The organism is Spirulina sp. 06S082 (genome assembly GCF_034932145.1).
Lineage (GTDB): Bacteria > Cyanobacteriota > Cyanobacteriia > Cyanobacteriales > Spirulinaceae > CCY15215.
The window spans coordinates 1-10170 of the sequence record NZ_JAYGHV010000058.1 but is presented as its reverse complement, the minus strand read 5'-3'; the positions used below and the strand labels follow the sequence as shown (position 1 = coordinate 10170).

The following is a 10170-nucleotide window of genomic DNA, read 5'->3' as shown; positions in this document are numbered from 1 at the left end:
TACGCAGATTGGCGCGATCGCGAAACTGGTCAAAAATCATTTTTATGTCCGTATCCGACCATCGCACAAACATTACGCGCAGTTGCCAATAAACAAGCGGATCTCGCCGTTGTTCCCGTGGAGAATCTAATCCACGGTAGCGTCGCTATGACCCTCGATACCCTGTGGCAATTAGAGGGGTTAAATATCCAGAAAGCATTAGTTCTTCCCATTGTCAATGCCTTAATTTCTCGTTCTTTGGCTTTAGAATCCATCAAAACCGTTTATTCCCATCCCCAAGCCCTCGCCCAATGTCAAAATTGGTTAAATCAATATTTACCCTCAGTACAACAAATTGCCAGCAATTCTACCACAGAAGCCCTCGAACATTTAGGGGATGACGCAACCGGAGCCGCTATTTCCTCCCAACGTGCCGCTAGGCTTTATAACTTACCCATTCTTGCCGAAGATATCAATGATTATCGAGGTAATTGTACGCGCTTTTGGGTCATTGGCTGGCCAAAAGCCGAAAGCGGCGGTTATGTCTCCCTTGCCTTTAGCGTACCGGCCAATGTTCCAGGGGCATTAATGAAACCCTTACAAGTATTTGCTAAAAGAAACATTAACCTCAGCCGGATCGAATCTCGTCCCACGAAGCGATCGCTGGGGGAATATCTCTTTTTTATCGATTTGGAAAGCGATCGCGATCGCGTCAATGCGGCATTGGTCGAACTACATCAATATGTGGAAGTTCTCAAGATTTTTGGACGTTACGATCTTTATGCCATTAAGGACGGTAAAATTGTTTCCCCATCAAGCAGTAATGCAGGGACATTAAATTTTTAAATTTAACATCCCGACATTACCCATGAATCAATTTAAAACATCCTTCAAAGCCGTCCTTGCCGCTAAATGACTGCGCGTAGATGCTAGGATTTCAATTTCCCGCTTTAAACGTTCTGCTGTATCTACCATTTCCAAGAGCATTTGTTGTTCCGCAGCAACCCCATAGAGGTTACTGGCGACCCAATAGGACAACTCTAACGGTAAATTGGGCAAATCCTCGGGCAATTCAATGCTGCTATCGGTAAGTTTTGCCGACAAGCGCACTACATCTCGCAATAATTCCTCGACTTCTGTAGCAATAAGGCGCAAATCTTTTTGAGTGGGTTCATCTTCAACCCATTCAACTAAACCGACGCGATAGGGTTTTTCGCGAACATATTCTAAAACGCGAAAGCGCTGTTGTCCTAGGGTTAAAATTTTCATGCGATCGTCGGGAAGGCGTTGAAAATGAATCACTTCCGCACAACACCCCACACCGGAAATTTCACCTTGTACCGGATCGAACATTAGAACTCCAAAGCGGCGATCGCTCTCGAGAATGGTGTTCATCATAATCCGATAGCGAAATTCAAAGATATGCAGGGGAAGGGGACGACTCGGAAACAACACCACATCGGGAAGTGGAAATAGCGGGAGTTCTCGCACGGCGATGGAGGAAGAGGTCATTAGGGATTGTGTTAAGTCAATCGTTCTTTCTTTACTTTAACGAATTACGTTCGCAGAATTGTGGCAGAATTCCTCCCACTTGGCAAATTTCTTCTCAGTCGCGATCGCGCAAGGCTTGGGTAAACTCTCTCACTGCATCATATTGGTCGTGGTAGGTGATATAACTTTGCAGCAATTCGAGATCGAGGTCGGGTAGCAATTCGCTGTGTTGAACTCGTTCGTATTTTTCTCGCAAAATATAAATACTTAAAACCCCATCCTCCCAAAACCAAACTTCCCCCACTCCAAGACGCTGATAAAGTTTGAGCTTATTAATTCCTCCACTGGTCAAAACAACTTCGATCGCCAGATCGGGCATTGCTTTTTTTGTACCAATACTATAGGACTCATCAGGTTCTTTTCTCGCCTGCAACTCCTCTCCACCCAGAGTTAAACTACCTTGACCATAAAAGCGAATTTCGCTTTCTCGAAGGTATGTCTCCAACAACATCCCTAGGTTTTTTTTATACTCTTCATGTTCGGGGCTAAGGGTCATAATTTCTAAAATTCCGTCAAGGTAAATAAAGCGAATACCTGCGACATCCTCAAAAGCAGCCTCAATGCTTTGGAATTGCGGCCAGCCGATTTCATAGAAGGTTAGAAGGCGATCGCACTCTGGAGATTTTGCTACGGTAAAAGTCATTGTTTCTCGTCCTGCTTGCCAATTCTCAATTTAATCTTAAAAACAAGTGTATCCTAAATCATCATCTCTAAAGTAGGGCGCGATCGCCTCTGGGAAGAGTTGAATTGGGGGATTCTCGTGGTTCTCCAACCTCTGCTAACATTGAATTACTTTACGCTCATGCCCGCCTCCCCGTTACCGATTACAATTTCCCATAACCCATAAATGTTAAGTAGCTTTGAACGCTTGTTATTTATTCGGCGCGTCTCGATCTTTCAGGAATTGCGAGATGAATTTTTGGTGAAATTGGCTTCAGCAATGGACGAACTCTCTTTTCCCTCGGATCACACCATTTTTGAACAGGGAGAAGAAGGGCGATCGCTTTATATTGTCGTTTCGGGACGAGTACGGGTGCATTTGGGCGATCGCGACTTGGCCAAGTTAGAACAAGGCACCTTTTTTGGCGAAATGTCTCTCTTTGACGCGGAACCGCGATCGGCTTCTGTTACGACACTGGAAACTTGCGACTGCTTGACCCTGAATCAATTACAACTCATCGACGCGATCGAAGAAACCCCAGAAATTGCCGTTAATATTACGCGATCGCTTTCTCGACGCATTCGCGAATTGAATGGCAAGATTAATACTTATGAAAAACAATTGAAAGAAGCAAATACTTAAAAATAGCCAGTGCAGAAGTCAATGAAGCATCAGATAAAAATGAAAAGTCATTGTTTTGATAGACACTCCCTCTCTATTGCCATGATGTCCTTGGCAGTTCGTTTTTTCTTGTTCCCGATGAATCCAAGTCCAACCATCCAATCACTGCTAAATTTATATTGAAATTGAGCAATTGACACGATCAGCTTGACTGCTTGTCCACCTTAATATTATCTAGACCAAAGTATAAGAATTGCGGCGATCGCGCACTGATGGGGAAATTACCACAACTTTATCCCCCAACACTCCTCAAAATTTGATAGCCTAAGCTAAATTAGTTTTGGGAACAAAAAAAGAGCGTGGATATTTCAATCGGTCGAGGTAAAACCGCTCGACGAGCCTACGGATTTGATGAAATTGCCCTTGTCCCCGGACAGAGGACGCTAGACCCGGGTTTGGCGGACACTCGCTTTACAATTGGCAATATCGAGCGAGAAATTCCCATTATTGCTAGTGCAATGGATGGTGTTGTCGATGTGAATATGGCGGCATTGCTCTCGGAATTGGGCGCAATGGGGGTTCTGAATCTCGAGGGGATTCAAACGCGCTATGAAGACCCCAAACCCATTTTAGATCGCATTGTTTCGGTGGGGAAGGAAGAGTTTGTTGGCTTAATGCAGGAACTCTACGCTGAACCTATTAAACCTGAATTGATCTCCCAACGGATTAAGGAAATTAAAGATCGTGGGGCGATCGCGGCGGTTAGTTTAACTCCGGCCGGGGCGCAAAAGTATGGCAAAATTGTTGCTGAAGCGAAGGCGGATCTCTTGTGCATTCAAGCCACTGTTGTCTCTACGGATCATTTATCTCCGGGGGCGATCGCGCCTTTAGATTTGGCGCAATTTTGCCAAGAAATGCCGATGCCGGTGGTGTTGGGCAATTGCGTGACCTACGAGGTGGCTTTAAAGCTCATGCAGGCGGGTGCGGCGGGGATTTTGGTGGGGATCGGGCCTGGGGCGGCTTGTACCTCTCGCGGCGTGCTAGGGGTGGGTGTACCCCAAGCGACGGCGGTGGCTGATTGTGCGGCGGCGCGGGATGATTATTATCGAGAAACGGGTCAATATATTCCCACGATCGCCGATGGGGGAATTGTGACGGGGGGGGATATCTGCAAGTGTATTGCTTGCGGTGCCGATGCGGTTATGATCGGTTCCCCTATTGCGCGGGCAAAGGAGGCCCCCGGTGTTGATTATCATTGGGGTATGGCGACTCCGAGTCCTGTTTTGCCAAGAGGGACGCGCATTAATGTGGGGACAACGGGAACAATTAAGGAAATTCTCGTCGGTCCGGCTAAATTAGATGATGGTACTCACAATTTACTTGGAGCATTAAAAACTTCGATGGGAACTTTGGGTGCTAAGGATATCAAGGAAATGCAGCAAGTTGAAGTGGTTATTGCTCCTTCTTTATTAACAGAAGGAAAGGTTTACCAAAAGGCTCAACAATTGGGTATGGGTAAATAGTCGTCGTCGGGTGGGCAATGCCCACCTTACTCTATATTCGTAGTATTGCGATCGCGGGCAACAAAGGATAAGGTATTTTGCAAGGTATCTACGGGAACTTTATAAAAATATTGGCGTTGAAATTGTTCTTCTTCTAGGGCATCAAGAAAGTGTCTAATTTTCGCTTCGGGATGAGGTTGAGGGTCTTTTATGGCGGTGATTTGCAGGGAGATATGGTTATTTTCGATCTCAAATCCGATCGCCTCTAAAGCAGCAATTCCTAACAGTAGAGTTGGAGAACTAATCTCAAGTTTTTCTTGCAGCTTTTTATGGGTTGTTGTTTCTGCTGTACGGTGGAGATATTTAGCAATTCCTGCCAGTTTTTGCCAGATTTCTGCTGAGGTTAAAGGGTCTGGAGACTGATAAGCAAGGGCAAGTTTCTGGGTTTCTAAAACTGCTTTGTGAAATTCCCCGGAAATTTTCTCCCAATTCGTCGGACAATCTTCGAGTAGAATTGTCGCGTTAAATTTTTCTGCTTCTAATATCTTCCCTCGCCAATCTAAAAGGATATTAGGTGCATAAAAGTCATTGCGATCGCCTTGATTTTTGTTGCAAATGCGAACAGCTATTAAGCGCACTTCGTATCGATTTTTATAAGTATTATAATCTAATTCTACAATAGCATCACAGGGTTGATTTGCAGGTAATTCATCTTTATAATGTCCCCACCAAACACCAGGAAATTTCGAGGATGAACTGCGATCGCCGATCTCAAAGGTTGTTTTAATATATTGAATCTTTTTACCGCGATTATCTTTGGCGTTATTATGCCATATATTTGTAAACAAACAATTTTCAATCAGGAGTTTAGGAACGGGATTTCCCATACCACAAGGTTCTAAAAGATTCAATTCTTTAAACAATTCTTTACCTAACTCGGCAACAGTTACGGTAATATCTGTATTGACGATGGGAGTGAGTTCTGTTGTGTTAATTTGCAAGCGAACTTCTTGATTAATTGCTTCAGTAAAAAGCGGCAAATTTTCAACCAGAAGACTCAAACCTGCTGCATAAGGATGTCCTCCAAAACGATGCAATAAATGTTTTTGAGAATGTACTAATTGATAAAGGTCAATTTCATTGGCAGAACGCGCAGATCCCCTAGCAAGAGATAATTGTGGTTCATTTTCTATTCCCTGTTGCTTATTCTCTGTTTCCCGATCGTTATTTTGAGTGCTTAATAAGATGGTAGGACGACCATATTCTTGAGCAATTTGTCCGGCAACTAATCCTAAAACTCCTGCTGACCATTGCGAATCTTCTAAGACAATAACATAGGTGGTTGATAAGTCAAGTTGTTCGAGTTTTTTCTTAACAGAATTTGTAACATTTTTTTGTAATTCTTTGCGACGACTGTTAGCAAGTTCTGTTTCTTCGGCGAGATGTTGACAGCGATCGCGATCGCGACTGGTTAATAATTCTACGCAAAAGTTAGCATCTCCGTGAATGCGACTCACTGCGTTAATTCGCGGACCTAAACCAAAGGAAATATCCGTGGGGCGATCGCCGCTTCTCTGGCATAATTTTAATAATAAAGCAACCCCTGGACGAGTGGGATTTTTCAATTGTTTTTGTAATTGTTTGATGCCTTTTTGCGCCAAATAGCGACAGTCTCCTTTTAATTCAACGAGATCGGCGATTAAACCAATAGCAACTAAATCTAATAATTCCGCGAGGGGTTTTTGCGGAATTTCGGGGAAGATTTCGTAAAGTGCTTCGACTAATTTATAAGCAACAGCAACCCCAGAAAGATGATAAAGAGAATGAGTTGGTTCTAAATAACGAGGATTAATAATTGCGACAACATTGGGACGATTTTCTGGTAAAGTATGGTGATCCGTGACAATAATATCAATGCCTAATTCTGCGGCGCGATCGATCTCTTCTATATTGGTACTTCCCGTATCGCAGGTGACAATTAATTTTGTTCCCGTCGCTGCTAATCTTTCAATTCCGGGAATGTTTAAACCGTGAGATTCGCTAAGGCGATTGGGAATATAATAATCTAACTGCAAATATTGAGCAAAAAACTGTCCCAAACCGTCCCAGAGGACGCTAGTGGAGGTAATACCGTCTGCATCGAAGTCCCCCCAGATTGTCACTTTTTCCCCTGCTTCTCGTGCCTTCTGAAGGCGTTTAATGGCATATTTCATCTCCTCGCCAAACTCAAAAGGACTCGCAGGTTGATAGCGATCGCAATCAATAAATCCTGGTAGTTTTTCTAAATCCCTGATATTTCTTTGCCAGAGTAATTGTGCAGCAATTTTCCCTTCTGAGGACGGACAGTAGGGTTTAATCGCGGCAATAAATTCCGCAGGAACATTGGGAGTAGGAGGAAGTTGCCATCGAGGAGAAAGAGAATTCATTTGCTTATTTTACGCTAATAACCCGAGTTGCTAGTTACAAATAGGATACATTCCGATCCCCCTAAATCCCCCTTAAAAAGGGGGACTTTGGGATTCCCCCCCCTTATCAAGGGGGGCCGGGGGGGATCGAATCAATAACTAGCAAGTTGAGTTAATATTTGAGTATAACTAAAAATCAAGATAATGAACAATTGGCACAAACAAAAACAATGGTATGCGAGTCAAGATTTGGAAATCAGCAAAACTTGGTATTCAAGTGTTGCTGAGGCTTATAATCGAGTCAGACCTCGTTATCCTCAAGAATTATGCGATCGCGCGATCGAAGTTGTTCAATTGCATCCCGATGCAACTATTTTAGAAATCGGTAGCGGCCCTGGTAATGCTACCATTGGATTTGCTAAATTGGGTTTCTCAATGGTTTGTCTCGAACCTAGTCGAGAATCTTGCCAATTTTTAGAGAGTAATTGTAGCGCATATTCTCAGATTGAGATTATGAATACTTCTTTTGAGGAATGGAAATTAGAACCAGAAAAATTTGATGTTGTTTTAGCGGCTAATTCCTTTCATTGGATACCTCCAGAAGTGAGTTATGGCAAAACTGCTAATGCTTTAAAACAAGAGGGTCATTTAATCTTATTGTGGAATTTACAACCAGAACCCCGATATGAAGAATACACGATCTTACAGGAAGTGTATCAAAAATATGCTCCCTCGCTTTCCCGTTATGAAGGTAGAAATAAACAAGAAGAAGTCCTAAAAAATTTTGGTGATGAGATCTTAAAATCGGGACAATTTCGAGATTTAATTTCCGAACAAATTCCCTGTCAAGTTACCTATTCTGTGGATGATTATTTACTGCTTCTCGATACTTTTTCTCCTTATCAACGAATAGAAAAGCGCGATCGCGAGTTATTATTTACAGGGTTAAGAGAAAGAATTGAGAAGGATTTTGATGGCAAGATCGAACTCTCTTATCTTTCCGCTTTTCATATTGCCAGAAAAATGAGTTTAAAGTGAATTTAGTGAGTAATATTTAAACTCGATTAGCGATTAGTAAGTAGTGGGACGTAAGAATAGTCATCTGTGTAAAGAAGTGTAAATAGGCAGAATCCTTTCTATTGCCTGTTGCCTGTTTAATCTCCAAAACACCATCCCACTATCAGTGCGATCGCCACTATCCCGCACCATTTCCCCGCAAAACTAAGCAGGTGAAGCAAATCGAGAGGCAAAAATATCCCTATAAATTCAAAGAACAAATTGAGGACAAAGATTAAAGCAAGCAAGGCGATCGCAGGCATGGAATTTATTACTATTTTGGCTGTTTTAGCATAAAAAGACTTTTTTAACCAGTGGGAAATGTCATAAAAATTAACAAAATTGCGATCGCCTCTCTATGTGTCAAACTGAGGACTGTCCTTGCTCTTGATTTTCTTTCTCGGGAGCCATTAAAATAATAAGGATAGAGATCGAACAAACTTGCGATCGCGGGCAATTCGGCACAGAAATCATCTCCCGACGGTTCCCCAAATTGAGACAAGTCACTCAAGCAAGAAGGTTCGATCCAGAAGGGTTTCTTGAGAGGAGGAGTTCATGTTTCACATCAATCGCTATCATTTTTTAATTCCTTTAATTGCGACTTTAACCACCGTCCCTGTTTTAGCGCAAAATGCCAATTTTAACCCCTTAAATCTCGCTCGAGGATTCGATCGCGCAGATGCAACAGTCACGGGTAATACTGGAGGCCATTACGATTTAGCTAATAATTTATCCTCCCGCGATTATCAAGGTAACATTTGTATGGGTTTTGGATCGCAAATTCCAGATCATATTATGGAACTCACAGAAGATATTACAGAATTAACCTTGAGTATTCATAGCGGTGGTAAAGATACCACTCTTGTGATTCAAGGACCCGACTCCGCAAAACAATTTCGCTGCGGCGATAATGGTGCATCCGGTGAAGATGCAGCTATCCACGATACAGATTGGAAAGCGGGAGTCTATAAAATTTGGGTGGGTTCAATGAATAGCGAAAATTGGCACTATCGTCTCTCCGCCAGAGAGTAAGATTGGCAAAAAGAGAAGTAAACAATTCACTCCTCAACTCATAATCTTTTTAGCTAAATTTTAATAGTTAAACCACCATCGACAACGAGATTATGTCCCGTAATATAGGAGGCTTCATCGGAGACAAGAAAAAGGACTGCATTAGCAACTTCTTCTGGGGTTCCTTGACGCGCTAAAGGAATCATTTTATCTAAAGAAGATTCGTCTAAAGGAGTGAGTTCATAAATGGGATCGTTAAAAGGCGTATCGATCCAACCCGGCGAAATACTATTCACTCGAATTCCATCTTTAGCATACTCAACGGCTAATTGTCGGGTGAGATTAATCAATCCTCCTTTAGTCGTATCATAAGCAATTAAATCCGGTTCTCCCATCATTCCCGAAATCGAAGCTGTAATCGCGATCGCGCCTCCTCCTGCTTTTTTCAGGATGGGAATACCATATTTGACGCAAAAATAATGCCCCGTTAAATTAACAGCAAGAGTTTTATGCCAATGTTCCTCTGGGGGTGTTTCAGCAGAACCAATTATTAAAACCCCAGCATTGCAATGTAAAATATTAATAGTAGCGAAGGTGGCAATCGCTTGTTTGTACATTTGTTGCACTTGTTGGCCGTCGCTAATATCCACGGCGATCGCGATCGCTTCTCCACCGCGATCGCGAATTTCGGCCGCCTGTTTTTCGGCTTCTTCCGCATTAATATCTGCAATAACAATCTTAGCTCCTTCCCGAGCGAAAAGTTTTGCTGTGGCTGCACCAATACCCGAAGCCGATCCTGTAATCAAGGCAACTTTATTCTTTAAACGTTCCATAAACAACTATATTCGTTCTGTCTATCTACAAAATGCAAAAAGAGGACTCCCGTTAGACCCGTTGGCGAAGCCTGCGCTACGCGCATAGGGTTAGCGGTGAGATGACGAGCGCTTTCCCTCTCTTGGTCGATTGGATATGGCGAATGCGATTCGCCATCCCTCGACCGCTAGGTGAATTCGATTCACCGGGGTCGCTCGTCTTTTTGACAACAAACAAAACCGACCAAAGTAGGGACGTTAAATTTAACGTCCCTACAAATAGATTGACATTCTCTGTAAAGATTGCTAAAATCCAATTCAGGAGGTCGAAATGTTAACACTAACTTACGAGTATAAATTAATCCCAAACGAAAAGCAAATCGAGGTAATTGAAAATACCTTGAGAGTGTGTCGTGCTGTCTGGAATTACGCCCTAAGAGAGCGAAAAGATTGGATTAACGCTCGGAAGTGTTCTGTTAATGCTTGTTCTCTAGACAAAGAATATATCATTCCGGCGGATCAACCATTCCCAAATTACAACAACCAAGCCAAACAATTAACAGAAGCCAAGA

Annotated in this window: 12 protein-coding genes; 6 read left to right on the top strand and 6 right to left on the bottom strand. The window is 42.8% G+C overall.

Annotated elements, in window-relative coordinates; genetic code table 11:
- Window positions 1–825 (top strand): prephenate dehydratase (pheA, locus tag VB714_RS06130; RefSeq protein ID WP_323222206.1); only part of this gene is annotated, 825 nt, incomplete at its 5' end.
- Between the two features lie 27 nt (window positions 826–852).
- Here pheA and VB714_RS06125 read toward each other — a convergent pair.
- Both VB714_RS06125 and VB714_RS06120 read right to left on the bottom strand, forming a co-directional pair.
- Window positions 853–1491: an LON peptidase substrate-binding domain-containing protein gene (locus VB714_RS06125; protein WP_323222204.1), complete on the bottom strand. Its 639-nt coding sequence runs from the start codon at window positions 1489–1491 to the stop codon at window positions 853–855.
- A 94-nt stretch (window positions 1492–1585) separates the two neighbouring features.
- On the bottom strand, window positions 1586–2173 hold the full coding sequence (locus tag VB714_RS06120) for a Uma2 family endonuclease (RefSeq protein ID WP_323222201.1): 588 nt from the start codon (window positions 2171–2173) through the stop codon (window positions 1586–1588).
- Between the two features lie 204 nt (window positions 2174–2377).
- Between VB714_RS06120 and VB714_RS06115 the strand changes: the two genes are divergently transcribed.
- Entirely contained in the window at window positions 2378–2833 is a 456-nt protein-coding gene (locus VB714_RS06115) for a cyclic nucleotide-binding domain-containing protein (RefSeq protein WP_323222199.1), read from the top strand.
- Window positions 2834–3171: 338 nt separating this feature from the next.
- Window positions 3172–4335 carry a GuaB3 family IMP dehydrogenase-related protein gene (locus VB714_RS06110; protein WP_323222197.1) on the top strand — a complete coding sequence of 388 codons (1164 nt, stop codon included), beginning with the start codon at window positions 3172–3174 and terminating at the stop codon, window positions 4333–4335.
- A gap of 26 nt (window positions 4336–4361) precedes the next feature.
- Here VB714_RS06110 and recJ read toward each other — a convergent pair whose 3' ends face one another.
- Window positions 4362–6740 carry a single-stranded-DNA-specific exonuclease RecJ gene (gene recJ, locus VB714_RS06105; RefSeq protein WP_323222196.1) on the bottom strand — a complete coding sequence of 793 codons (2379 nt, stop codon included), beginning with the start codon at window positions 6738–6740 and terminating at the stop codon, window positions 4362–4364.
- Window positions 6741–6923: 183 nt separating this feature from the next.
- Between recJ and VB714_RS06100 the strand changes: the two genes are divergently transcribed.
- Window positions 6924–7757 carry a class I SAM-dependent methyltransferase gene (locus VB714_RS06100; RefSeq protein WP_323222194.1) on the top strand — a complete coding sequence of 278 codons (834 nt, stop codon included), beginning with the start codon at window positions 6924–6926 and terminating at the stop codon, window positions 7755–7757.
- 116 nt (window positions 7758–7873) lie between these two features.
- Here VB714_RS06100 and VB714_RS06095 read toward each other — a convergent pair whose 3' ends face one another.
- Together VB714_RS06095 and VB714_RS06090 are read right to left on the bottom strand one after the other, a co-directional pair.
- Window positions 7874–8038, bottom strand: coding sequence for a hypothetical protein (locus tag VB714_RS06095; protein WP_323222191.1), 165 nt, complete (start codon window positions 8036–8038; stop codon window positions 7874–7876).
- 44 nt (window positions 8039–8082) lie between these two features.
- The gene (locus tag VB714_RS06090) at window positions 8083–8286 is read right to left on the bottom strand and encodes a hypothetical protein (RefSeq protein WP_323222189.1); all 204 of its coding nucleotides are present in this window, start codon (window positions 8284–8286) and stop codon (window positions 8083–8085) included.
- A gap of 44 nt (window positions 8287–8330) precedes the next feature.
- On the opposite strand from VB714_RS06090, the gene VB714_RS06085 reads away from it, so the two are divergent.
- Entirely contained in the window at window positions 8331–8807 is a 477-nt protein-coding gene (locus tag VB714_RS06085; RefSeq protein WP_323222187.1) for a hypothetical protein, read from the top strand.
- A gap of 53 nt (window positions 8808–8860) precedes the next feature.
- On the opposite strand, the gene VB714_RS06080 is transcribed toward VB714_RS06085, so the two are convergent.
- A complete protein-coding gene (locus VB714_RS06080) occupies window positions 8861–9619 on the bottom strand; it encodes a glucose 1-dehydrogenase (RefSeq protein ID WP_323222185.1) in 759 nt (252 codons plus the stop codon).
- Window positions 9620–9929: 310 nt separating this feature from the next.
- Between VB714_RS06080 and VB714_RS06075 the strand changes: the two genes are divergently transcribed.
- A partial coding sequence (locus VB714_RS06075) for a helix-turn-helix domain-containing protein (protein ID WP_323222182.1) occupies window positions 9930–10170 on the top strand: 241 nt, incomplete at its 3' end.

What these genes read in the sequence shown, in the direction of transcription:
- VB714_RS06125 (WP_323222204.1), bottom strand. Translation starts at nt 1,491, where the DNA reads ATGACCTCTTCCTCCATCGCCGTGCGAGAACTCCCGCTATTTCCACTT.
- VB714_RS06120 (WP_323222201.1), bottom strand. Translation starts at nt 2,173, where the DNA reads ATGACTTTTACCGTAGCAAAATCTCCAGAGTGCGATCGCCTTCTAACC.
- VB714_RS06115 (WP_323222199.1), top strand. Translation starts at nt 2,378, where the DNA reads ATGTTAAGTAGCTTTGAACGCTTGTTATTTATTCGGCGCGTCTCGATC.
- recJ (WP_323222196.1), bottom strand. Translation starts at nt 6,740, where the DNA reads ATGAATTCTCTTTCTCCTCGATGGCAACTTCCTCCTACTCCCAATGTT.
- VB714_RS06100 (WP_323222194.1), top strand. Translation starts at nt 6,924, where the DNA reads ATGAACAATTGGCACAAACAAAAACAATGGTATGCGAGTCAAGATTTG.
- VB714_RS06095 (WP_323222191.1), bottom strand. Translation starts at nt 8,038, where the DNA reads ATGCCTGCGATCGCCTTGCTTGCTTTAATCTTTGTCCTCAATTTGTTC.
- VB714_RS06085 (WP_323222187.1), top strand. Translation starts at nt 8,331, where the DNA reads ATGTTTCACATCAATCGCTATCATTTTTTAATTCCTTTAATTGCGACT.
- VB714_RS06080 (WP_323222185.1), bottom strand. Translation starts at nt 9,619, where the DNA reads ATGGAACGTTTAAAGAATAAAGTTGCCTTGATTACAGGATCGGCTTCG.